Below are 23,086 nucleotides of genomic sequence, written 5' to 3' on the forward strand. Positions count from 1 at the left end.
TAAGCGAACATGTGCAGAGTAGCGGGGTGGCGAAATCTGTCTCGTAAAATGGGAACGTGAATTTGTCGAAAAGTAAGATCGAGGAAAAAGCCGTCTATCAGCCGGGTGCGAGCAGCATCGAGGGTTGGCCGACGACGCTGCAGTTTTTCTACGCCCACCCACCCGTCATGCTGATGCCCCACTGGCATGCGCAGGTGGAAGTGAATTACGTCATGTCCGGCAGCGTTCACTATCGCATGGGTGACCACACGTTCCGTATGAGCGCGGGACAGATGTGCCTGTTCTGGGGCGGACAACCGCATCAGATGGACGAATCCTCTGACGATTCCTTCTACGCCGGCGCGCATCTGCCGCTCTTTCATTTCTTCCGCATGCGTCTTCCACCCGCCGTCTCCGCCATGCTGATGGGCGGTGCCACCATGCTGACGGAGGTGACGGGGAAGGCAGATGATGAGAACTTCGCCCGATGGCAGGACTATGCGAAATCGGGTGACACCGCCAAGGCCGAGAATGCTGTCCAAGAACTGATCCTGCGCGTCGAGCGCATGTTCATGGAGCCTTACGATGTCATTTCCCCGGCCTCCCCGGCCTCAAAGACGACCAGTCAGGACAATGCCGCATCCGTTGCCGTGGCACGGATGTGCGATTTCATTGCCGCCAATTTTCTGGAGGATATCGATGCGACGGATATTGCAAGGGTGGCGAACCTGCACCCAAAATACGCGATGAACGTCTTTCGCAAGTCGACCGGCATGACGCTGATGAAATATCTGACACTTCTCCGGCTCTCCCGCGCCCAGGCCATGCTCGTCAACGGTAAGGACAATATTCTCAGCATCGCGATGGAAAGCGGCTTTGGTTCGGTGAGTGCCTTCAATAAGGCGTTCCGCCAGATTGCCGGCATTCCGCCATCGGGGTTTCGCCGCGGCTCCAGTGGCTACTTCCAATGAGTTGCCAGACATCGCCATTGCAGGCGTGCGACAATCTGACAAAGGCATATTCGTTAATCGCGATTTAACTATTGCAAGCGCGGCAAAGATCACTATTTTCCCTGCTGCGCTGCAACATTCATCTCTCCTTTGCAGCGCAGTCGCATGCAATTCAACGCGACGGCATTCGCCGCCGGCACATTCAGTGTCCATTCTTCTAGGGAGATTTATTCATGACGATTTCCGTCTCGACACCTTTTACAGGACATGAAACCAGCGCCCCTTTTGCAGGCAAAATCGCCTCGGCGCGTAACGCTGCAGGTTATACGGTCGATCAGTTGGCTCTGACCTGCGGGCTGACCTCGCAAGAAATTCTGGCTCTCGAAACGGGCGCAGACAGTGATCCCTCGCGACTGAGACGCGTTGCGAACGCGCTTCAGCTTCCGTTGACCGCCGTTCTCTAAACCGATCCTTCAAGATCGAAAAAGGGCGCCTGCCGGCGGATGCCGCATGCAGGCGCCCTTTTTATATCCAATATTTCTTATCCTCCCCGCTCTTCCATTTTCCGTTATGATGCACCAAATGCCCTGCATTGAAGTGGGAGCGCTGCCGCCTCTTCAATCACGCAAAGGCGGAGAGGCGAGCACATGGCTCTTGTGGAAACCGTAGATATTCCAAACCCTGTCGAAGAGAACGCGCTGTGGCCACACCAGCGAAGCGATGTGCTCGACTGGCTGGTGACTGGGACGAGCGATAACCGCTACATCGACAATATTTTCGTCGAGATGTGCGGACGACTAAGAAGCCAGGGCATCTCGATTGCGCGGGCATCGATGAATTTTCTCGTGCAACACCCGCAATGGCGGGGCGCGCGCATCTTGTGGAACCGGGGCGAGAAGGAAGCGGAGTTTGCGACCTATGCCTATGGTAGCGAAACCACGGCAGAATATCTGAACAGCCCGCTCTATGACATCCACAAGGGCGCAGACGAGGTCCGACAGGCGCTCTATCTGCCAGGTCCTATCGATCCGGACTACCAGATCTACCGGGATTTGCGCGAAGAAGGCCTGACGGAATATGTCGCCTGGCCGCTTGAGCACACATTCGGCAAACGCCACGTGGTAACCTTTGCCAGCGATCGTGCGAACGGATTTCTCGAATCGGAAATCGAGCAGTTGAAAAGCCTGGTGCCGGCCATCTCTCTCGTCTCGGAAATACGGCTGAAGAACCGCATGGCCCGCACATTGCTGGAAACCTATGTCGGCCCGCATGCCAGCCAGGAAATTCTGGAGGGCGCAACGCGAAGGGGTAGCGGCAATACGGTGAGCGCGGTGATCATGATCTGCGACCTGCGCGACTTTACGCGCATCTCCGACCTTTGGCCGCGTGACGATGTCATCGAGTTGCTGAACGGCTATTTCGATGCGCTGGCAGAGCCGATCGAGAAGCACGGCGGCGAAATTTTGAAGTTCATGGGTGACGGTCTGCTGGCCATCTTTCCGTTGAACAATGCCGATGCAGGACCAAACCTCATCGCCGCCATTCGCGAGGCGCAGACTGCGCTTGAGGAATTGAACACCAGCAATATCGACAAGGGCCACGAGCCGTTCGGCTATGGTATCGGCGTTCATGTCGGCGATGTCATGTATGGCAATATCGGCTCCAAGAGCCGGCTCGATTTCACGGTGATCGGCCCGGCGGTCAATATTGCCTCGCGCCTGGAAACCCTGACCAAAACGGTTCGCAGGCAGGTTCTGCTCTCCGAAGATTTCGTTGCGATGATCGACAACAAGAGCGAATTCGACAGTATCGGGCCGCAACTGCTGCGCGGCCTTGAGCATCCGGTGGGGGTCTACTCCTTGAAGAACCTGTCGCACGAGGCGCCGCAGACCTGAGATGAGCGACGAGCCGACCGAGACCGCTCCCACAAGCCGCATGCTGACATGGGCCAGGAACTCCACGATCTACCGTCTAGAAAGACGGATGATGACGGAGCGGCAGCTTTTCGATGCTATTTCCCGCAAGGCCAAAGAGAAGTTCGAAGACATCTCCGCAGAACAGATCCGCGCTTTGGCCGACTCCGCGGTGCGGTTTGCCTATGAGATCAAGGCACTGGACGATAATGCCTTTGCCGAAATCACCACCCGCTCCGCCGTGCGCAGTGGAAAATCCAAACGGGCGATCGCGCAGAAGCTCAATCAGAAAGGCGTCAGCAAGGACATTGCAGAACATGCTCTTGAAGCGAGCGACGATCTTTATGCGGCCGTCGTGCTGGCACGGAAGAGACGGTTTGGGCCGTTCCGTCGTGAAGACGAGTTGGACGAGAAGCGGATGAACAAGGAAATCTCGGCTTTTGCCAGAGGCGGTTACAGCTTCGAGTTGGCGAGCCGCGTCTATTCCATGGCTCTCGATGAGGCGGAAGACATTCTCGCCTCGCGTTGATAACTGGCTCAGGGAGCCGGTTTTGTCTTAAGATAGGCGATGATGTTGTCGATCTCCGTTGCACTCCAGAGGCCGAAAAAACGCATCGCAGTGCCCGGCACCTTCTTCTTCGGGCTCGAGAGAAACTCCCGTAACGCCTCTTCATTCCAGACAAGTCCGCCTGCTCCGGCATCCTTCATGGCCTGCGAGTAATGCGGATAGTCGGCAACGGAACCCGCCTGCCTTCCCACAACGCCCATCAGGTGTGGTCCGAGACGCGTCCGGGGCGTATCGACGTTGTGACAGTTCGAGCATTTGCCAAAGGCACGTTCACCCGCTGCCGGATCACCATCGGCATAAGCCCCGGTCGTAACAAGCAAGACGAGTGGAACGGCGAGCGACAAGATTGGCTTCATGGGATTTCTCTGGTCCGGTAACGAAAACGCCCTCCCCGCTATATAGCGAAGAGGGCGATTGTTGCTCATGCGGCATTTTGACGTGGCCGCGATGATGCCGATCAGCCGTTGGCCGGCGTCAGGGTCACGGATGTGCCGGTCGCAGCAAGGTTCAGACCAACCTGGCCGGTCACGCTGACAGTCTGCAGCTGGATCGAGCCGGCAGTACCGCCGACGAGAACGTTCGCGCCGATGCCGACGCCAACCGTGGCTTCAGCCGTTGCGCCCTGGTAGAGGCCGGAGAGCGAACCGCGGTGATAGCCGGCGGTCGGAGCGAACACTGCCCAGACAAGCTTACCCTGCGTGGTGAAGCCGAGGTCTACACCCATCTTGCGGATGACGCCCGTGTAGCTGTCGGTGCGGCGCGCGCCGATGGTGGACTTGAACGTGCATTCCAGTTCCTTGGCCGAACCGATCACGTAGCCAACACCGCCGCCAACGTCGCAGGTCAGATAGCCGATCTTAACGCCATTACGGTCATCGCTGTCCTGGTAGGTTTCGCGGTACGGCGCCAGATCGGCTGCGACTGCGCTAATCGGACCGCTCAGTCCAAGTGTCATGGCAGCAAAAGTAATGGCAAAAGTCTTTTTCATCTGTTTTCTCCTGTTTTATTCTGTGACCCAACAGCCCTGAAGTCTTTGTCGGACATTCAATTGCGCACACCCAAAATGGTTCCAACGATTCGATCCAAAGCCTTCAAGCAAGTGGAGAATCTCGTCCATCGCCCCAGCACCGATTATGGAGTAGAAGTCCAATTGGGCGGGATGATGGCACCCAGATACCGCATCTTAGAGGGGAAGCGCCAGTCGGCTCTATCGTGTCGACTGGGAGTTGGACGTGGCGTTCGCAAAGCATCGCGCCCAGCGTCACGGAGCGGGCGCATCCTTGCGCGTTCGAAGGGGCGTGCAGCGATCTAGCCAGCAGCCGACATCTTGAGAAGATCCGTATTGATCGTCGCTTTCAGCGGCAGGTGATCGGAGGCAACACGCGCCAGCGCGCTGTCATGGGCTTCAACCTTCTCGATCATGCCTTCGCGATTGGAGATGATGCGATCGAGCGCAAGAACAGGAAGCCCGGAGGGAAAACTCGGCACCGCGGGCGGCAAGGTCCCAAAGGCCTCGCGGAAGGTATTGAGCGATGAGCCATTGCCCAGCCGCCACTCGTTCAAATCGCCCATCAACACGGTTGGCTGCGCTTCTCGCTTGTTCAGCAACTCCACCAGGGCTTTGGCCTGCTGAGCGCGGGAATGCCGCAGCAGGCCGAAATGCGCGGCGATGATGCGGAGCGTTCCCGCGAGCTTCAGGTCCAGCTCCACCACGAGTGCGCCGCGCGGCTCTAACCCAGGCAGTTTGACCGTGTGAACATCGCGGACCGCGCCTTCGCGGAACAGCACGACATTGCCGTGCCAGCCATGCGCCTTGCTGGTACCCGCCACCTGCACCGGGGTCAGCCCGCACTCACGTTCGAGCCGCCCGAGATCCAGCAGGCCCGTCCGCTCGCCAAATCGACTATCGGCCTCCTGGAGCGCGACGACGTCGGCTCGCAGTTCGTGAATGACCTTGCATATGCGATCGGGGTCAAACTTGCCGTCGCGACCGATGCATTTGTGCACATTGTAGGAGGCCACGACCGGAGAGGTCTCCTCGATCGAGACCTCGTCTATACAGCGCCGGTTCTTGCGGTTGCGCAGCGACGAGATGAAAACTGCAGGGAGACTATCGTTTTTCGGTCGCATCGTTTTCCTGTCGTAAGCGCCGCGCGTCTTTGGGACGCACAAGGGACGCTCTAGTTCCTTCAATCGACGCATGGTCGCGTCATGGGTTCAACCCGATGCCGATGTCAAAGGTAAGGCGAGGCCAACCACAATATCCGTTCCGTCAGACGAACGAGGAACGGCCTTGCCCTCAACTCTTCCAGCTTCACCGGCGTTGCATTCTCGAGTGCCAGACCTATTCGCTCCGACACCGTGTTCGCAAAGCCTTCATCCAGAACTTCCATATCCACCTCAAAGTTCAATCGAAGCGAACGCGGATCGAGATTTGACGAGCCGACATAGGACCAGCGATCATCGATCACCAGAAGCTTGGAGTGATTGAATTGGCCGGTGGCGCGCCATATACGGCAGTAACTCCTGAGCAACTGATCGAACTGTGCCGTCATGGCGCGATCGACCAGCATCAGGTTGTTTGTCGCCGGAACGATGATGTCGACCGCGACGCCTCGACGCGCTGCCGTTGTCAGGGCGGAGATCAGTTCGCGATCCGGCAGGAAGTAAGGCGACATGATGCGGATCGAGGACCGGGCGATGGAAAACGCACCCATCAGCATCTTATGGCTCGTCTCGATGCTGTTGTCCGGTCCGGAGGCCACCGCGCGCATCAGGATCGGCTGACCGGGAACGCCATCGGGAATGGTGATATCCCACACAGGTCCGTCCAGACGCTCGCCGCTGGCAAAGCGCCAGTCCTCGGCTGCGACCGTGAAAAGATCGGCGACGACCGGCCCTTGGACCTTGAAATGCGTGTCGTGCGACTGCTTGTCTCCATGGAACTCGCGGGTGAAGCCTTCGCGAATATTCATGCCGCCGGTAAAGGCGATCTTGCCGTCGACAATCAGGATCTTTCGGTGCGTGCGCAGATTGGCATAGGGCAGCCGCAGCCCCATGATCACGTTGCCATTGAAGACCGCGGATTTGATCTCTTCCAGCCGCAGTTTGGAGAGGATGCTTGGTACTGAGTATCGCGCGCCGACAGCGTCGACCAACACACGAACCTCGACACCCCGTTCTTTGGCGCGGGCGAGTGCGGCGACGACGCGAAGCCCGATCCGGTCGTGATCAAGAATATAGGTTTCCAGGATGATCGACCGGCGCGCGTGACCGATGGCGTCAAGCATGGCCGCATAGGCCTCGTCTCCATCGGACAGGGTCTCGATGGTGTTGCCTGTGGTCAGCGCCGCACGCGTCACTCGGTCACCCACGGTCTTCATCGCCACAAAGCGTCGGCCGAATCGCTCGACGACCAGGGCGTTGTCCGCGTCGAACCGCGCCACCCGGTCCATGATCGTCCCATGCATCAAAGACCGCTGTTGCCCAAGGTTGCTGCGCCTGATCCGGTTGATGCCGGCAATGGCATAGAGCAACGCGCCGATGATGGGAGACAGCACGATCACGCCCACCCAACCGAGTGCGGATCGTACTTCCTGTTTGGTCATTGTGGCATGGACCGCAGCCACGGTCCCCATGACAAGCGAGAGCAGTGCGAGAACGTGGGGCCAGTAGGCTTCGAACAATGCGATCATGAACTGAATATAGCGATCAAGAGCCAAGCCGCAACGACCTGAATCACGAGAGAAAACAACTGACTTGTAATCAAATTCAATTTACCTTACGAGCATTAGACATCATGCAAATCGGTATGACGCCCATGCGTTTGAGACACATCGCTCTTCTTGCCTGCGCCGGTCTAATGCTTGCGGGCTGTAACGAAACGCTCGAAACCGTCGAGCGTGACGTGTCTCATGTCAAGAACAAGGTCGATTATCCCCTCGCTCCCACCATCCTTGCCGAGATGGACAAGAAGAACATGGATCGCAATGCGCCGATCATGATTCGCATCTTGAAGGAAGAAGGCAAGCTGGAAGTCTGGAAGGCGCGACGCGACAACCGGTTCGAGGTGATTGCGTCCTACGATATCTGCGCCTGGTCCGGCAAACTCGGACCGAAGGTCAAAGAGGGGGACAGGCAGGCGCCTGAAGGGTTCTACAACCTTTCTCCCAGCCACATGAATCCCTATTCAAATTACTATCTTTCGATCAACACCGGCTTCCCGAACCGCTACGATCAGGCAAACGGCCGCAACGGCACGAACCTGATGATCCATGGCGCTTGCTCGTCATCGGGCTGCTACTCCATGACCGACGCGCAGATGCTGGAAATCTACGCTTTCGCGCGTGACGCCTTCAAGGGTGGCCAGAAGACGATCCAGCTTCAGGCGCTGCCATTCCGCATGACCGCGGAAAACATGGCGCGCCACCACAAAAGCGAGAATTACGAATTCTGGAAGATGCTGAAGGTCGGCTACGATCATTTCGAAGTCACCAAGCGTCCGCCCGAGGTGAATGTCTGCGAGAAAAAATACGTCTTCAATCAGCAGGCACAGGGTGGGCAGTTCAACGCTGCTGCAACCTGCCCCGCCATGAGCACGCCACCGGCACTCGCCAGCACAATGGTCAGCTACAACAAGACCTACGACCTTGCCTATGACAAGGCGATGAAGAAGTTCGACGGTATGGTCTGGTATGATCCGACCGAGGCCGAGCGCAAGGTTCTGGTGGCAGAAAAGCGCAAAGGTCGCGAAGCGGCTTACGCGCCGACCGGCTCGGCGCTGAAGGCCGGTAAGCTGATGAAGGAAACCGAATTCGCCGCACTGATGGAAAAGAAGGCCGCAAAGGGGATTTCCGCAACCGGGGCGACCGCCATTGCCTCGGCCTCTGGTTCGGCACCGCGCACCACCGCTCCGGCCTCTCAGCCGGCGCCATCCCAGCCCGCGGTCGCTGCCCGCCCGACATCCGTCATGCTCGCAGCCGCGGCACAGGTTCAGACGCAGCCAGCACCAGCGGCAGCAACGCAGGCCATCCCCGTTCCCGCCGTCAACCCGCTCGCATTTAGCGCCACGGCACAGGAAGAGCCGGCAAAGAAACCGTTCTGGAAGTTCTGGGCCAAGGAGTGACCTTGGCAACCGACGCCGTCTTCGATCTCAAGGGGCTGAAATGCCCTCTTCCGGTTTTGCGCAGTCGCAAGAAGCTTTCCGCCATGCTTTCTGGCGAAGACCTGGTTGTCGAGACGACCGACCCTCTGGCGGTTATCGATATTCCCCATATGTGCCGGGAAGATGGTCATATTCTTCTCGAGACGATCAAGACCGAGGATGGCCACCGGTTTTACATTCGCCGCGGTTGAGCGCGTAAGCCGCTCTTAAAGCATGGTCCACGCAAAACGTGCAGCGATACCGGCATACGACAAAACAAAAGCTTGAAGCATCAGGACCGAATCTGAGAGATCGCGACACGTTTTAGGCCGTTCCACGATCCAATAGAGGTATCCTGGAACCAACATTCGCGTTTTCGTGTTTCCCACCTGAGTTCATGAGGGGAAAATGACGGAAAACGGCGCAAGTCCCAACACATCAAAAAGACAAATCTGGTCGGCGTCATTTGGCAGCTCACCGATCATTGGCACCGCGATCCATGACGGTCATCTCCTGCGCGATGATCTCCTCGATACGATGGCGCTTTCCGATGCAGAACGGCTTTATGAGGAAGATCCTTATACCGGTGAGATGATCAGCGGTCTGACAAACAGGATCATCGGGCAGCGATCACGCTTCGAGATCGACCTCAATCGTGCAAGGGACGCCGCGGTCTATCTCACGCCCGATCAGTCCTGGGGACTGGAGGTCTGGCGCGCGCGTCCATCCGACGCCGCCATTGCCGCGTCTCTCTCCGTGCACGACGACTATTACGCGATGCTGTCGGCCTTCTTGGATCGGATCGAAAGGTCACATGGCCGCTTTATCCTGTTGGACGTTCACAGCTACAATCACCGCCGCCAGGGCGCCGACGGACCTGTCACTGCGCAGGTAAAAGCGCCCGACATCAATATCGGCACCATCTCCATGGATCGCAGCCGCTGGGCCTTTGCGGTGGACGCCGTGATGGAGCACTTTGCCTCTGCTGAGATCGGTGGCCGCAAGCTGGACGTTCGTGAAAATGTTGCATTTCAGGGACGTGGCGAACAAACGCGTTTCGTTCATGAGACCTATCCGGACACCGGATGTGCCATTGCCATCGAGTTCAAGAAGATCTTCATGGACGAGTGGACCGGAGAACCGGACACACGGGTTGTCGCCGATATTCGCCGCACGATGATCGCGCTGGAAGCACTGCTCGAACGGTTGCTGCGAGAGCGCCAATGAGCAATGTCTCCCCGATCAAGCAGGAAAAAGAAGAGCCGCTGCTGTCGCAAATCTCAACTGCTTTGTCTGAGGGACAGGCAATCCGCAAGGATGTCGGCAAGGATGGTCGTCTTCACATCGACAGGCCGCTTCCGTTCCTGTGCCTGCACTTGACCTACGGAACGAAGAACCTTGCAGCGCGCGACATTGCTTCTGCCAATGCATCCTACCTCATCGCCTCGAGCTTGAGCGAAGCCGCACCGATCATCCAGGCGATCGGCGATGAGATGGTCAAGCGCTTCGGCGCCTTCGTCGTCCTCGATATCGGCGAGCTGGAGCACGATATCCTGCTGGCTGACGACTCCCCCTTCCTGCCGCATTACGAGGTCGCCGTCTCCGCGACCACGGAACCCGAGACGCAGAATGCCCGAAAAGCCTTCATCAAAGCGATTTGCGATGCCGAGGTCCGGTTCCGCACACCGCGCATCACGCGGCCGGAACCCGCACAGGACCCGATCTTGCGGCTGAGAGAGGCTGGTATTTCTTTCCCCTGCATCAGCGTTCGCTTCGCGCCCATCTATCGTCAGCCGGAATCAGGAACCGACTATCCCGGTCTTCGCGAAACGATGATTGCCGATCTCTTCGATGCAGGGCTTCGCGCTTTCTCAGCCTTCGCGACAGAAACGAACACACTGAACATCACCACCCATCGGGCGCTCGGGCGAAAAGCGTTTGTCGATGCGGTGCGTCGTGCCGATCGCTCGGTTGATGAAATCGCTCAGTCCTTCGATTTCCTCCTGTCGGTCACGCCGATCAACGCGCGTCAGGCCTTCGAGGAATTCAAGCAAAGCGATTTCGAGTATGCGCCGCATTTCCTCTATCGCCCGCTGGGGGTCGATGTTGAAGAGCAGAAGCGCAAGCTCTATTCGGTCGCCTTCGACCATCTGGAAGACCCGGTCCTCTATCATCTTTACCGCGAGAAGCAGCAGGAGATCGACCTGCAGCTGACGATGCTCGCCCACTTGCACAAGCGGCAATATACGGATTTCGGCCGCGCGCTTTACAGTTCGGTCGAGCCGGAACTGCTAACCCTCGCGCTCGATGTTCTTGCGCGGTGTAAGATGCCTGCCAATGAAAATGATATCCCCATGGTCGGCTGCTACGAAGTTGCGCAAAAGGCCCGCGAGATGGTCGACGCCTATCATCAGGAGGAGGCGAGCTTCAAGGCGCGCGTCGAAATCCGTGATGACCTTCCGCCGGGTCTGATGGTGACCGGCGAAAAGCTGCTGATTTCCCGCCACACGGTGATGGAGCAGCGCCGCCTCGACGCCTTGCTACACCACGAGATCGGGGTCCACCTGCTCACCTACTTCAACGGTTCGGCTCAGGGTCTTCGGCTCTTTCGCAGCGGCCTCTCCGGCTATGAGGGCGTGCAGGAAGGCTTAGCCGTGCTGGCCGAACATCTTTCGGGCGGCATGACACGCCAGCGCCTTCGCCTCGTCGCCGGACGCGTCGTCGCCTGTGCTGCCATGCTCGATGGGGCAAGTTTTGTCGAGACCTATCGACTGGTCACGGATGAGCACCATTTTGATCAGGCGAATGCCTTCAACATGGTGCTGCGCGTCTATCGCGGCGGCGGGCTACCGAAGGACGCCATCTATCTTCGTGGGCTGAGCGAAATCCTCCAGCATCTTCGTAAAGGCGGCGCTCTTGACCCCTTCTGGATGGGCAAGATTTCCGCGGCCCATTTCCCCATCATGCAGGAGCTTTCGCTTCGCGGCCTGCTGCGGCCGCCTGGTATTCGACCGGCCTTTCTCTCGCTGACACGCGCCAATGAACGGCTCGAAAAAATACGATCAGGACTTTCCATCGCCGAAATGGCCACGCTTTAAGGAGGGGACCATGCGCCTAGCGTTCTTTGTCAATTCAATCGAAGGCGAACATCCAAGCTACGCCACAGGGCTTCTGGCCATGGCCGCGCTCAATCGCGGCCACGAGGTCATCTACCTGACGCCCGGGGACTTTACCTTGCGCCCGGATGACACGCTTGTCGTCCATGCGCTCGTTATGCCGAAGCAAAAATACAAGAAGGTGGAGGCTTTCCATGCGGCTCTGCAGGAACGGCAATTGCAGCGCGAGACGATCGATATCGAAGAGATCGACGCGCTGATGCTGCGCAACGACCCGTCGCTCGATCAGACCGCGCGACCTTGGGCCGTCCACTCCGGCATTCTCTTCGGGCGACTGGCGGAGCAGCGAGGTGTTATCGTCCTCAATGACCCGGAAGGTCTGGCGCTGGCTCAGAACAAACTCTACTTCCAAAGCTTCCCTGAGATCGTTCGTCCGACAACGCTGATTTCGCGCAACGTTGAGGAAATTCGCGCTTTCGCCGATGCCCACCCCAAGGGCGTCATCGTCAAACCCTTGCAGGGTTCCGGCGGCAAGAACGTTTTCAAGATCGGCTCTTCCAAGGAAACCAACCTGAACCAGATATTCGAGGCGGTTAGTATCGAAGGGTATCTCATTGCCCAAGCCTATCTGCCCGCGGCGAAAAGCGGCGATATCCGCTTCTTCATGATGAACGGTAAACCCTTGATGCGTGACGGGGCCTATGCCGCACTTCGTCGTGTTCCGGCCAAAGGCGATCTTCGTTCGAACATCCACGCCTCCGGCACGGCGGAAGCGGTCGAGGTCAATGACGATGTGCTCGCGCTTGCGGAAATGATGCGGCCAAAGCTCGTTGAGGACGGCATGTTCCTCGTCGGCCTCGATATCGTCGGCGACAAGATCCTAGAGGTGAATGTCTTTTCCCCTGGCGGCCTCGGCCATATCCGCGAACTCACCAATGTGGATTTCACCGATACCGTCATCGAGGCAGTGGAGAAGAAAGTCTCCATGCAGGCGGCCTCAGCGGGCATGTTGAGCAACCGGCTGCTGGCAACGCTGTAATGCGAGTCGCGGCACCATTATTCGGGAAAATCCATTTGACCGAATCCAGGGCCTTGCCTAACTGTTCCGGCATAATCCCTCTTGCCGGAACAATCCTTGCCATGAAACCGGGCCAACTCGCCGCCTATCTCTTTCTTGCCGTGGCGTGGGGCTTTTCCTTCATGCTCGTGCTTCATACCGTCGGCGCTTTTGGCTGGGTGGGGGCCGTCTCGCTCAGGTGCTTCATCGCCAGCATCACGCTCTATCTCGTCGCCAAGGCAATCGGCCGTCACCTGGATTTCTCCGCCGGATGGCGCGCCTTCGCGATGGTGGGGGCAACGACCGTTGCCGGCCAGTTGATCGGCCTGTCCTACGCCACGCCACTGATCGGTACGGCAATGGCGGCCATTCTCGTCGCCAGCATCCCGCTGTTTTCCATGCTGATCGGCCAGTTCTGGGGCCTGGAGAAGATATCCGCGCAGTCGCTTGTCGGTATTGCTTTCGGTATCCTCGGCATCGTTATCCTGGTGGGTTTCCCTGCTGTTCCGGTCACTCAAGCATTCGTGCTCGGCTGCATTTCGTGCATGCTCGGCTGCCTCTGCGCCGCCTTCGGCAGCAATTATGCCAGCCGCTACCTGAAAGGAACCGGCTCTTGGGAAATCACCATCGGCTCGTTCTTCGCCGGTGGCGTCGTTACTTTGCCCCTGTTTGCCGTGGTGCCGATCACCACCATGCCGTCTCTGCTCGATATCGGCTACCTCTTCGCCCTCGCCATCTTGATGAGTGCGCTGACCTACATCACCTATTTCCGCTTGGTCGCCACGATCGGCGCGACCAAGACGATCAGCGTGGAATTCGTGGTGACCGTCATTGCCGTCTTCATCGGCGCATTTTTGCTGGATGAGCCGCTATCGGTAGCGCAATTCGTCGGGGCCGGTATTATCATCATCGGTTGCGCCCTGGTGCTCGGCGTTCTTCCTCCCCGAAAACGCGCGCCCGTCGTTCCAGATTTATGATCATATGCGAATATTTCGTTTTAGACGGCCCTCAACATTCGTATGATTTCGATATATGATGAGGACGTTGTGATAAATGTGCGCGCCCAAGGATTTGTCGCCGGTCCCATTTGCCTGAAACCAATTAAAGTACTGAAGCTGCTTTGGCTTTTATGGTAATCCTACATCCAGCAATGGTATAGAAAAGCATGGCAAGCGACCCAAACAATCCGGATTTCAGCGAAAATCGATTCGCCATGGTGAAGACCTCCGCTGACCTGGAGCGACCTGAAGCCGATAGTAGTATCCGCGTCGGTCGCGAGGGTCGTGAGTTTTGCATCTATCCTGGCCAGCTCGGTTACGACCTTCAGGAAGAACTCGATTTCCTGTCCAATCGCGTCATGGAGCCGAACGTCTTTTTTACCGGGCGACTGCTCGCACCAGCCATGCCGCGCATCGATGACCGTTCCGTTCGCTTCGCTCTGATGCGGGATGAAAATGGCACGCGCAGCCGCATGCGGTTTCTCATGCCTTTTACCGTCGAGAAGCCCGGCTTCTCCGTCGGCCCATCCATCTTGCGGGCCTGGGCCAATCCGTTTGGTCCGCTCGGAACGCCGCTTGTCGACATCGAGGGCGCAGGCGAAACGATCGACAATCTCATCGATGCCCTGATGCAGGCGGAACTGAGACTGCCCAAGGTGCTCGTCCTTCCGCTGGTGCGGCTGAATGGCCCCTTCGTGCGAATGATCCGCACGATCGCCATGACCCGCAACCTTCCTGTTGCGACCGCCGAACGTGACAGACGTCCGCTTCTGGAAAACGGTCCGGATGCCGACAGCTTTCTTCACAACCGGCTTTCGTCCGATGAGCGGGCGCTTCTGAAGGCGAAATGGTCTGATCTGGAAGCAATGGGAGAGGTCACCTATGACGTCGCCCGTCAGGCGCGCGATGTGCGCATGCGGATGGAGGAGTTTCTGGCGCTCGAGGCGCATGGCGCGAGTAACCGCAAGCGCAATGCGCTCGTTACCGACCGCTACCGCACCGCCTTCGCCCGCGAAGCCATCAACAACCTGGCAGAAATCGACTCCGCGCGTATTCATACGCTGAACCTCAACGGTGAAGCCATCGCCTCTGTCGTCATCCTTATAGCCATGGGCGAGGCCTATATCTGGAAGGCGGCGTTCAACGCGCGCTACGCCAACTATATGCCGGAGCGGCTTCTTGCCCATCGGCTGACCGAATGGCAGCTTGACGATGCCAACATCATTCGCACCGACAGCTGCGTTCCAGACGACGAGCTGCCCGTGAACCAATTGTGGCGCACGGATGCCGAGATGGGAACGCTGGTCATCGGCCTTTCGGAAAACAGCGACCGTGACGTGCGTCAGGTAGCAGCGCAGGTGCATATGTACCGAAATACCCGCAATCTGGCCAAGGCACTGCGCGAACGCATCATGTCGCTTGGACGCAAGGCATAGACTTGTTCGATCGTAGCGGTTGTTAATTCATCGATTGCTTTCTAACCTGTACATTCAGCCGCATTCAGATGCGACCGGATGGAGAGATGAACGTTTTTGTCTTTGCAGAAGTGGCGCCCGGAAGGGCGCAGCCACCGGCGCAGGACATAACGCAACAGGGAGACAGGCATGACGGAGGAAAAGTCGGCGATGGATTGGGACAAACTGGCAGAGAAAGAACTCAAGCGGTCCCCCGACACATTGACCTGGCAGACACCCGAGGGCATTGCCGTCAAGCCGCTCTACACCGCACAAGACCTGGAAAACGTCTCCCACCTCGATAGCCTGCCGGGCTTCAAGCCCTTCGTCCGTGGCCCACGGGCGACGATGTATGCAGGCCGCCCCTGGACGATCCGCCAATATGCCGGCTTTTCGACCGCTGAAGAATCGAACGCGTTCTACAAACGCAATCTCGCCGCTGGTCAAAAAGGCCTTTCCGTCGCCTTCGATCTAGCCACCCACCGCGGCTATGACAGCGACCACGAGCGCGTGGTCGGCGATGTCGGCAAGGCGGGCGTCGCGATCGATTCCGTCGAGGACATGAAGATCCTGTTTGACGGCATTCCCTTGAAGGACATGTCGGTCTCCATGACGATGAATGGTGCAGTGATCCCGATCCTCGCTTCCTTCATCGTCGCCGGGGAAGAACAGGGATGCGCGCGCGCCGAGCTTTCCGGCACGATACAGAACGACATTCTCAAAGAATTCATGGTGCGCAATACCTACATCTACCCGCCGGAACCCTCGATGCGGATCATTGCCGACATCATCGAATATACGGCGCGCGAAATGCCGCGCTTCAATTCCATCTCCATCTCCGGTTATCACATGCAGGAAGCCGGCGCGACGCTGGTGCAGGAACTGGCCTTCACGCTGGCCGACGGTCGCGAATATGTGCGGGCCGCTCTGAAGAAGGGGCTGAACGTCGACGATTTCGCTGGCCGCCTCTCCTTCTTCTTCGCCATCGGCATGAATTTCTTCATGGAAGCAGCAAAGCTTCGCGCTGCCCGCCTGCTCTGGTCGCGGATCATGGAGGAATTCAAACCGCAAAAGGCATCCTCGATGATGCTGCGCACGCACTGCCAGACCTCCGGCGTGTCGCTTCAGGAGCAGGACCCGTTCAACAACGTCATCCGCACGGCCTATGAGGCGCTCTCCGCCGTGCTTGGCGGCACGCAATCGCTTCACACCAATGCGCTCGATGAGGCGATGGCGCTGCCGACCGATTTTTCCGCGCGCATTGCCCGCAACACCCAGCTCATTCTCCAGCACGAAACGGGTGTCACCAAGGTGGTCGATCCGCTGGCGGGCTCCTACTACGTCGAGAGCCTGACGAACGAGCTTGCGGAAAAAGCCTGGGCTCTCATCGAAGAGGTGGAGCAATTGGGCGGCATGACAAAGGCCGTCGATGACGGCCTGCCGAAGCGATTGATCGAAGAGGCTGCGACAAAGCGCCAGGCCGCCGTCGACCGCGGTGAAGAGATCATCGTCGGCGTCAACAAGTTCCGTCTGGAAAATGAAGAACCGCTCGACATTCTGGATATCGACAACTCCGCGGTTCGGGCATCACAGATCAAGCGTCTGGAAACCGTGCGACGCCAGCGCAACCCAAAGGATGTCGAAAAGACCTTGGCGACGCTTTCGGACGTTGCACGTACGGGACAAGGCAATCTGCTTGAAGCGGCTGTCGAAGCAGCGCGTGCGAGGGCGACCGTCGGCGAGATTTCCGACGCCATGCGCGCAATCTTCGGAGATCATTTGGCCGTCCCGGAAGTCGTCCACGATGTTTATGGCGCCGCGTATGAGGACGATCCGGAATTTGCCACCTTGCGCAACCGGATTGGCGAACTGTCACACAGCGTAGGTGGCAAGCCGCGGATGATGGTCGCCAAGCTCGGCCAGGACGGGCACGACCGCGGCGCGAAGATCATCGCATCCGCTTTCGGCGATATCGGCTTTGATGTGCTCGCAGGGCCGCTCTTCCAGACGCCTGAGGAAGCGGCCGATCTGGCGGTCAAGAACAAGGTGCACGTGGTTGGCATGTCATCGCTTGCTGCGGGCCACAAGACGCTTGCGCCGCAGCTTGTCGAAGCGTTGAAGGCCAAGGGCGCAGAGAACATCATCGTCATCGTCGGCGGCGTCATTCCGCGTCAGGACTACGAGTTCCTGCTGGACCACGGCGTCGCAGCGGTCTTTGGCCCCGGCACCAACGTATTGGAAGCCGCCCGTGCGGTTATCGATCTGATGCAGGGGCGTTTGCGTAACGCCTAACGGCGACGCAGCGGCGCTAAAATAAAAACAAGTGTTGGGCCGATGCTGTAGGGATGCTCTCGGCATTTCAACAAAAAAGCGATGGATTTTCACCCATCGCTTTTTCTTTTTCTCAATGTGAAAGAGCAGCCTTACTCGGCAGCCTTCTCCAATTCGGAAGGCTGTTCGCCTTCTGCCTCTTCGGCGCCTGCCGTGCGGCGTGGGCGGCGAGGACGCGGGCTGGTGCTGCGCGTGCGGCGCGGTGCGCGCTCGCCTGCACCGGCTTCGGCCTGGGCTTCCTCTTCAACGGCCACTTCCTTCGGCGTACCTTCGATCACGGGCTGCGGTGCAGAGCTTGCATCGTAAACCGGCGCGATGACAACGGGTGCTGCGGCAACGGCTTCCGCGCCCTCTTCGGCCTGCGCTTCGCGCGGCTGACGTTCAGGGCGATTGGGACGCTCGCGGCGATCGCGACGCTCACCACGGTCCGGACGATCTTGCCGTTCCTGACGCTCTGGCCGCTCTTGGTGCTCCTGACGTTCGGGCTGGTCCTGACGCTGCGCGCGCTGTTCGTTCTGCTCATGCGCGACGGGCAGCACAACGACGACGTCGTCATTGTCATTGCCGTCCATATCGTCGCCGTCACGGTCATTGCCGTATTCGCCGCGATCGTCGCGCTGGAAACGTTCCTGCATCTGCGCCTGGGCGGATGCGATGATACGGTTATAATGTTCGGCGTGCTGCAGGTAGTTTTCCGCCATGACGCGGTCGCCGGAGCTTTGAGCATCACGTGCGAGCGCGGCGTACTTTTCCGCAATATGCTGGGCAGTGCCGCGAATCTTCACATCGGGGCCGGAACTATCATAGGTTCTGGTCAGCGGATTTCCACCTTTACGGTTGAAATTGTTACTGTTTCCGCCGCCATTATTATTGTTGTTGTTGTTATTACGCCCCCGGCCGCGCTTGTTTTGCTGTCCTGGCCTCATCAATTGCTCACCTGAATTCTGTTGTGCTGACAATTATCGTTTTTCGATGCGATCCGGCAAGGAATTAGCCCTCTCCTGAACCGCGACCATTACGCGTCCTGCTCTCACAAGAGACAAGACTTCGCGTTTGCCGACCTGATGCGCATATGCTGCATCTAGCCCCTTGCGAACAAAGTTTCCTGAATCACATGCCGGAAATGCCCAGCCTTTCAGAGTTCTCCAAGAGAACCCGCTTCGGGACTGATCCAAACCCTGACGAATCTTATTTCGCCCTCAGCCACCCGGCATGTGGCCGCAAACTAGCCCGCTTCCTGCGGAAATCCAAGCCTTTTCTTTTGCTTTGCAAAATATCCTTGAACAAAACACCCGCAGCTGTTTTTTGACCTATCTGCGAAATACCAATACGCGATCGTTGCCGCCATAGTCTTTGACGTGGTCCACGCAATCATATCCCTGCGATACAAATATGGTCGTTACATCTGCCATTTGATCGTAGCCTATTTCGACCCCGACCACTCCACCACTTTCGAGAAAATCCACTGCTTTTTCAGCTATAACTCTGTAGGGGAGAAGGCCATCCGCACCGCCATCCAGGGCGATAAAGGGATCAAACTCGCGAACTTCGCGATCCAATGTATCGATGACATCTGTTCTAATATAAGGCGGGTTTGACAAGATTATGTCGAAGCGCCCGGAAATACGGTCGAACCAGTCGCTTTCCACCGTCTCGAACCGCGTCTCAAGCCCAAATCTTTCCGCATTGCGAAATGCAGTTGCCAGGGCATCCGTCGATACATCGCTGCCGACCCCCGTGGCTTCAGGAATAGAATGCAACAGCGACAGGCATATGGCGCCAGTGCCAATCCCCATATCGAGAATGCGCGCCTCACCCTTTTGCGCAACCACCGCCCGCAGATGCGGCAACACCGCCTCGATCAGCACTTCGGTATCCGGCCTCGGCTCCAGTGTCCCGGCCGACATGAGAAAGTCCAGGCCGTAAAATTCGCGGTGTCCCAGGATGCGGTGGACTGGCTCCCCCTTTTCACGCCGCGCGATCAGGTCTTCGATCCGGTGCGCTTCATAAGGATGAACGGGCCGAGACCCTTTCAGAACGAAGTCGGTGAGCGAAAAGCCGATGACGTCGCCGATCAAAAGCCGCGCATCCGTCGAAGGATCGGCAATGCCCACAACAGCGAGGCGCCGCTTCGCATCGGCCACCAAAGCTTGAACGGTCGTCTCGACGCTCACTGCTGCTCGCCAAGCTGGGCCAACTGGCCCGCCTGATAATCGGCAATCAAAGCATCGACCAACTCGTCGATATCGCCTTCGATCATGCGATCGAGCTTGTAGAGTGTCAGGTTGATGCGGTGATCGGTGACACGACCCTGCGGGAAATTGTAGGTGCGGATGCGCTCGGAGCGATCGCCGGAACCCACCTGGCTCTTACGGTCGGCTGAGCGTTCGCTGTCGGCCTTCTGCCGCTCGATATCGTAAAGCCTGGAGCGAAGAACCTGCATGGCCTTGGCACGGTTCTGGTGTTGCGACTTCTCCGATGAGGTGACGATGAGACCCGTCGGCAGATGGGTGATGCGCACGGCGGAGTCGGTCGTGTTGACGTGCTGACCACCGGCACCAGATGCCCGCATCGTATCGATGCGGATATCTTCCGGACGGATTTCGATGTCGATATCCTCGGCTTCCGGCAACACGGCGACCGTTGCCGCAGACGTGTGAATGCGCCCGCCCGCTTCCGTTTCCGGCACACGCTGAACACGGTGAACACCGGATTCGAATTTCAGCTTGGAGAACACGCCGCGGCCAGTAATCGTCGCGATGATTTCCTTGAAGCCGCCCGCTTCCCCTTCGCTCGAGGACAGTACCTCCACCTTCCAGCCTTTGCCACTGGCAAAACGCTCATACATGCGGAAGAGATCGCCGGCAAAGAGCGCGGCTTCGGACCCGCCGGTTCCTGCGCGGATTTCAAGGATCGCGCTTCTCTCGTCCGCCGCGTCCTTCGGCAGCAGAAGGATCTGCATCTCTTTCTCCAACGCTTCGATGCGTTCGGAGAGATCGGGCAGTTCGGCTTCGGCAAGTTCGCGCATGTCGCGATCCATCGTCTTGTCGGACAGGATCGCTTCCAGATCGGCAGCCTCAGCCTTGGCCTTCTCATATTCCCGGATGGTCTTTACCACGGGCTGCAATTCCGAATACTCGGACGCAAGCTTGACATAGACATCCGCGGCCGGGCCTGCAGACATTCGGGCTTCGATCTCGCCGAAGCGGCGTTCAAGCTCACGCATTTTCTCGACGGGAAGCTTCGCCACCTGTCACATACTCCACTTTTTATAATCGTGCTTAGATAGGGATCGAATGGGTCGAAGCAAACCGCACCAGCAAATCACGCGTACTTTCCAATGATTTGCTGTCATCGAGCGCCGCATTCAACTCTTCCGCCAGCAGCCCGGCATCGACCCCAAGCAGCATCGCCTTTACCGGACCGATCGCCGTTGGCGACATGGAAATCGACCGGAAACCGAGCCCGATCAGTGCCATGGCCGACAATGGCTTGCTTGCCATTTCGCCGCAGAGCGTCACCGGGGTGTTGTTGCGTTCGCCAGCCCGGATGATGTCGCGCAGAATGCGAAGGAACGGCTTGCCCAGATTGTCGAAGCGATCCGAGACACGGGCGTTACCGCGGTCCACCGCCATCGCAAACTGGAACAGATCGTTCGATCCGACCGAAACGAAATCCACTTCCGACATCAGTTCGTCGAGCTGCCACATCAGCGACGGCACTTCCAGCATCACACCGAATTGCAGCTTGCGCGGCAGCGCGTGACTGAACTTCGAAAGATGCTGAACTTCCTTCTGCATCAACTCGCGAACCGCGTGAATTTCCGAGACTTCCGTCACCATCGGCAACATCATCTTCAATTCCGCGCCGGAGGCCGCACGCAGGAGCGCCCGCATCTGGGTGCGAAGCAAGCCCGGACGGTCGAGCGACAGACGAATGGCGCGCCATCCGAGAGCCGGATTTTCTTCCTCCTGGCCCCGCATATAGGAGACGACCTTGTCGCCGCCGATATCGAGTGTGCGGAAGGTCACCGGCTTGCCCTTGGCCTGGCGCAGGACGCTTCGGTAGAAGGCCTCCTGCTCCTCGCCCTTCGGCATATTCGATGCGATCATGAATTGCAGTTCGGTGCGGAAGAGACCGATACCGTCTGCGCCGGACTCTTCCAACTGCGGAAGATCGACCAGCAGGCCGGCATTCATCTTCAGGCTGACCTTCTGGCCATCCTTCGTGATCGGCTCCACGTCGCGCAGCGCACGGAACTGTTCCTGGCGGCGAGCCCGCAGGCGAACCTTCTCTTCATAGGCGCGCTGCAGGTCTGTGACAGGCCGCAAATGCACCTTGCCGTCGTCGCCGTCGATGATGATCGGGTCGTTGTTTTCGGCCAGCGCCACGATGCCGGTTGCCTGGCCGATGACGGGAATACCCATGGCACGGGCAACGATCACCACATGGCTGGTGACCGCACCGTCTTCCAGCACCAGACCACGCAGCTTTTCACGCGGATAATCCAGAAGCTCGGCAGCACCCATGGCACGCGCCAATACGATGGCGTCGAGAGGAAATTCGTGGTCTGGGGCTCTGCCACCAAAGCCCATCAACTGACGCAGCAGGCGGTTGGCCAGGTCGTCGAAATCATGCATCCGCTCGCGCAGATACGGATCGGTCAGGCGCATCATGCGCGCCTTGGTGTCGCTCTGCACCTTCTCGACCGCAGCCTCGGCCGTCAGGCCGTTGCGGATCGCCTCTTCCATACGGCGTACCCAGCCCTGGTCATGGGCGAACATGCGGTAGGTTTCCAGCACCTCGCGATGCTCGCCTTCGGTGGCGACATCACGGCGCTGCAACATGTCGTCGATCGAAATGCGCAGCGAGCCGATGGCTTCGGCAAGGCGACGAATTTCGGTATCGGCGTCTTCGTTCAGAAGGTTGGTGACGACGATGCGGGGATCGTGGAGAACCACATGACCAAGGCCGATGCCTTCACCATAGGCGTCGCCATCGATGGAGACCGCTCTGGTCAGGTCCAATTCCACGCCGGGGCGGGTGATTTTCTTCAATTCGCCGCTCGCCACGATTTCCGCAATAAGCATTGCGGTTGTCTCAAGCGCTTCAACTTCATCCTCCCGGTATGTTCGGCTGGTCTTGTTCTGAACGACAAGAACGCCAAGAGTGCGACCGGATCTCAAAATCGGCACACCGAGGAAGGAATGATAAATTTCTTCACCCGTTTCAGGGAGATAGCGGAAAGCGGGATGCGCCTGCGCATCGGAAAGATTGAGCGGCTGGGCGGAAGCGGCAATGGTACCGACAAGGCCTTGCCCCATTTTCAACTGGGCAAGATGGACCGCATCCTTGTTCAGGCCTTCGGTGGCGTAAAGCTCGAGAATGCTGTCGGAGCGAAGCACGTAAACGGAACACACTTCGGCAACCATGTTGCTGGCGATCTGCCGGACAATCTGGTCGAGGCGCTCCTGCGGCTCAAGATGCTCCGCCATCATTTCGCGAAGCCGCCTGAGAAGGACACGCGGACCTGCGGAAAGGTCTCTCATCGCGCATGCTCCCGAATGCCGATCGTGC

Annotated in this window: 20 protein-coding genes; 12 read left to right on the forward strand and 8 right to left on the reverse strand. The window is 58.3% G+C overall.

Annotated features, from left to right (window positions below):
- Nucleotides 1-56: 56 nt before the first annotated feature.
- From EYC79_RS17595 to recX, 4 genes are all read left to right on the forward strand, one after another.
- Nucleotides 57-950: a helix-turn-helix domain-containing protein gene (locus EYC79_RS17595; protein WP_205654420.1), complete on the forward strand. Its 894-nt coding sequence runs from the start codon at nucleotides 57-59 to the stop codon at nucleotides 948-950.
- A gap of 212 nt (nucleotides 951-1,162) precedes the next feature.
- On the forward strand, nucleotides 1,163-1,393 hold the full coding sequence (locus EYC79_RS17600) for a helix-turn-helix domain-containing protein (protein WP_062444964.1): 231 nt from the start codon (nucleotides 1,163-1,165) through the stop codon (nucleotides 1,391-1,393).
- 183 nt (nucleotides 1,394-1,576) lie between these two features.
- Nucleotides 1,577-2,824 carry an adenylate/guanylate cyclase domain-containing protein gene (locus EYC79_RS17605; protein ID WP_130978791.1) on the forward strand — a complete coding sequence of 416 codons (1,248 nt, stop codon included), beginning with the start codon at nucleotides 1,577-1,579 and terminating at the stop codon, nucleotides 2,822-2,824.
- Nucleotide 2,825: 1 nt separating this feature from the next.
- The gene (gene recX / locus EYC79_RS17610) at nucleotides 2,826-3,371 is read left to right on the forward strand and encodes a recombination regulator RecX (RefSeq protein ID WP_130978792.1); all 546 of its coding nucleotides are present in this window, start codon (nucleotides 2,826-2,828) and stop codon (nucleotides 3,369-3,371) included.
- An 8-nt stretch (nucleotides 3,372-3,379) separates the two neighbouring features.
- Here the strand turns inward: recX and EYC79_RS17615 are convergent, their stop codons facing one another.
- The 4 genes from EYC79_RS17615 to cls all read right to left on the reverse strand — a co-directional run bounded on the left by EYC79_RS17615 (nucleotide 3,380) and on the right by cls (nucleotide 7,105).
- Nucleotides 3,380-3,766 carry a c-type cytochrome gene (locus EYC79_RS17615; protein ID WP_130978793.1) on the reverse strand — a complete coding sequence of 129 codons (387 nt, stop codon included), beginning with the start codon at nucleotides 3,764-3,766 and terminating at the stop codon, nucleotides 3,380-3,382.
- Nucleotides 3,767-3,867: 101 nt separating this feature from the next.
- A complete protein-coding gene (locus EYC79_RS17620; RefSeq protein ID WP_130978794.1) occupies nucleotides 3,868-4,398 on the reverse strand; it encodes a DUF992 domain-containing protein in 531 nt (176 codons plus the stop codon).
- A 320-nt stretch (nucleotides 4,399-4,718) separates the two neighbouring features.
- Nucleotides 4,719-5,540 carry an endonuclease/exonuclease/phosphatase family protein gene (locus EYC79_RS17625; protein WP_112519533.1) on the reverse strand — a complete coding sequence of 274 codons (822 nt, stop codon included), beginning with the start codon at nucleotides 5,538-5,540 and terminating at the stop codon, nucleotides 4,719-4,721.
- 104 nt (nucleotides 5,541-5,644) lie between these two features.
- Nucleotides 5,645-7,105 (reverse strand): cardiolipin synthase, encoded by a 1,461-nt coding sequence (cls, locus tag EYC79_RS17630; protein WP_062444955.1) that lies wholly within the window; start codon nucleotides 7,103-7,105, stop codon nucleotides 5,645-5,647.
- 125 nt (nucleotides 7,106-7,230) lie between these two features.
- Here cls and EYC79_RS17635 point away from each other — a divergent pair, with 125 nt between their 5' ends.
- From EYC79_RS17635 to scpA, 8 genes are all read left to right on the forward strand, one after another.
- Complete coding sequence (locus EYC79_RS17635; protein WP_130978795.1) at nucleotides 7,231-8,535, forward strand: L,D-transpeptidase family protein; 1,305 nt, start codon at nucleotides 7,231-7,233, stop codon at nucleotides 8,533-8,535.
- A complete protein-coding gene (locus EYC79_RS17640) occupies nucleotides 8,532-8,765 on the forward strand; it encodes a sulfurtransferase TusA family protein (RefSeq protein WP_130978796.1) in 234 nt (77 codons plus the stop codon). Before EYC79_RS17635 ends, EYC79_RS17640 begins: the two co-directional genes overlap by 4 nt.
- A gap of 196 nt (nucleotides 8,766-8,961) precedes the next feature.
- Nucleotides 8,962-9,780 carry an N-formylglutamate amidohydrolase gene (locus tag EYC79_RS17645; RefSeq protein WP_130978797.1) on the forward strand — a complete coding sequence of 273 codons (819 nt, stop codon included), beginning with the start codon at nucleotides 8,962-8,964 and terminating at the stop codon, nucleotides 9,778-9,780.
- Nucleotides 9,777-11,651: a flavohemoglobin expression-modulating QEGLA motif protein gene (locus EYC79_RS17650; protein ID WP_130978798.1), complete on the forward strand. Its 1,875-nt coding sequence runs from the start codon at nucleotides 9,777-9,779 to the stop codon at nucleotides 11,649-11,651. The genes EYC79_RS17645 and EYC79_RS17650 overlap by 4 nt, the downstream gene beginning before the upstream one ends.
- Before the next feature lie 10 nt (nucleotides 11,652-11,661).
- A complete protein-coding gene (locus EYC79_RS17655; protein WP_062423995.1) occupies nucleotides 11,662-12,708 on the forward strand; it encodes a glutathione synthase in 1,047 nt (348 codons plus the stop codon).
- A 101-nt stretch (nucleotides 12,709-12,809) separates the two neighbouring features.
- Nucleotides 12,810-13,703 carry a DMT family transporter gene (locus tag EYC79_RS17660; RefSeq protein ID WP_116492968.1) on the forward strand — a complete coding sequence of 298 codons (894 nt, stop codon included), beginning with the start codon at nucleotides 12,810-12,812 and terminating at the stop codon, nucleotides 13,701-13,703.
- A 188-nt stretch (nucleotides 13,704-13,891) separates the two neighbouring features.
- Nucleotides 13,892-15,160 carry a GNAT family N-acetyltransferase gene (locus EYC79_RS17665; protein WP_130978799.1) on the forward strand — a complete coding sequence of 423 codons (1,269 nt, stop codon included), beginning with the start codon at nucleotides 13,892-13,894 and terminating at the stop codon, nucleotides 15,158-15,160.
- 168 nt (nucleotides 15,161-15,328) lie between these two features.
- Nucleotides 15,329-17,470, forward strand: coding sequence for a methylmalonyl-CoA mutase (gene scpA / locus EYC79_RS17670; protein WP_130978800.1), 2,142 nt, complete (start codon nucleotides 15,329-15,331; stop codon nucleotides 17,468-17,470).
- Between the two features lie 131 nt (nucleotides 17,471-17,601).
- On the opposite strand, the gene EYC79_RS17675 is transcribed toward scpA, so the two are convergent.
- The 4 genes from EYC79_RS17675 to ptsP all read right to left on the reverse strand — a co-directional run bounded on the left by EYC79_RS17675 (nucleotide 17,602) and on the right by ptsP (nucleotide 23,058).
- Entirely contained in the window at nucleotides 17,602-18,435 is an 834-nt protein-coding gene (locus EYC79_RS17675) for a DUF4167 domain-containing protein (RefSeq protein ID WP_130978801.1), read from the reverse strand.
- Nucleotides 18,436-18,819: 384 nt separating this feature from the next.
- Nucleotides 18,820-19,683 (reverse strand): peptide chain release factor N(5)-glutamine methyltransferase, encoded by an 864-nt coding sequence (prmC, locus tag EYC79_RS17680; protein ID WP_130978802.1) that lies wholly within the window; start codon nucleotides 19,681-19,683, stop codon nucleotides 18,820-18,822.
- Nucleotides 19,680-20,759 (reverse strand): peptide chain release factor 1, encoded by a 1,080-nt coding sequence (prfA, locus tag EYC79_RS17685; RefSeq protein ID WP_113261529.1) that lies wholly within the window; start codon nucleotides 20,757-20,759, stop codon nucleotides 19,680-19,682. The genes prmC and prfA overlap by 4 nt, the downstream gene beginning before the upstream one ends.
- A gap of 31 nt (nucleotides 20,760-20,790) precedes the next feature.
- A complete protein-coding gene (gene ptsP / locus EYC79_RS17690; protein ID WP_062423989.1) occupies nucleotides 20,791-23,058 on the reverse strand; it encodes a phosphoenolpyruvate--protein phosphotransferase in 2,268 nt (755 codons plus the stop codon).
- Between the last annotated feature and the right edge of the window lie 28 nt (nucleotides 23,059-23,086).

The organism is Agrobacterium cavarae, assembly GCF_004310285.1.
GTDB classification, from domain to species: domain Bacteria; phylum Pseudomonadota; class Alphaproteobacteria; order Rhizobiales; family Rhizobiaceae; genus Agrobacterium; species Agrobacterium cavarae.

Coding starts and splice junctions, on each gene's coding strand:
- scpA (WP_130978800.1), top strand. CDS start 15,329: ATGACGGAGGAAAAGTCGGCGATGGATTGGGACAAACTGGCAGAGAAA.
- EYC79_RS17605 (WP_130978791.1), top strand. CDS start 1,577: ATGGCTCTTGTGGAAACCGTAGATATTCCAAACCCTGTCGAAGAGAAC.
- EYC79_RS17660 (WP_116492968.1), top strand. CDS start 12,810: ATGAAACCGGGCCAACTCGCCGCCTATCTCTTTCTTGCCGTGGCGTGG.
- EYC79_RS17675 (WP_130978801.1), bottom strand. CDS start 18,435: ATGAGGCCAGGACAGCAAAACAAGCGCGGCCGGGGGCGTAATAACAAC.
- EYC79_RS17645 (WP_130978797.1), top strand. CDS start 8,962: ATGACGGAAAACGGCGCAAGTCCCAACACATCAAAAAGACAAATCTGG.
- EYC79_RS17635 (WP_130978795.1), top strand. CDS start 7,231: ATGCGTTTGAGACACATCGCTCTTCTTGCCTGCGCCGGTCTAATGCTT.
- cls (WP_062444955.1), bottom strand. CDS start 7,105: ATGATCGCATTGTTCGAAGCCTACTGGCCCCACGTTCTCGCACTGCTC.
- EYC79_RS17655 (WP_062423995.1), top strand. CDS start 11,662: ATGCGCCTAGCGTTCTTTGTCAATTCAATCGAAGGCGAACATCCAAGC.
- EYC79_RS17600 (WP_062444964.1), top strand. CDS start 1,163: ATGACGATTTCCGTCTCGACACCTTTTACAGGACATGAAACCAGCGCC.
- ptsP (WP_062423989.1), bottom strand. CDS start 23,058: ATGAGAGACCTTTCCGCAGGTCCGCGTGTCCTTCTCAGGCGGCTTCGC.
- EYC79_RS17650 (WP_130978798.1), top strand. CDS start 9,777: ATGAGCAATGTCTCCCCGATCAAGCAGGAAAAAGAAGAGCCGCTGCTG.
- EYC79_RS17665 (WP_130978799.1), top strand. CDS start 13,892: ATGGCAAGCGACCCAAACAATCCGGATTTCAGCGAAAATCGATTCGCC.
- EYC79_RS17615 (WP_130978793.1), bottom strand. CDS start 3,766: ATGAAGCCAATCTTGTCGCTCGCCGTTCCACTCGTCTTGCTTGTTACG.
- EYC79_RS17620 (WP_130978794.1), bottom strand. CDS start 4,398: ATGAAAAAGACTTTTGCCATTACTTTTGCTGCCATGACACTTGGACTG.
- EYC79_RS17625 (WP_112519533.1), bottom strand. CDS start 5,540: ATGCGACCGAAAAACGATAGTCTCCCTGCAGTTTTCATCTCGTCGCTG.
- recX (WP_130978792.1), top strand. CDS start 2,826: ATGAGCGACGAGCCGACCGAGACCGCTCCCACAAGCCGCATGCTGACA.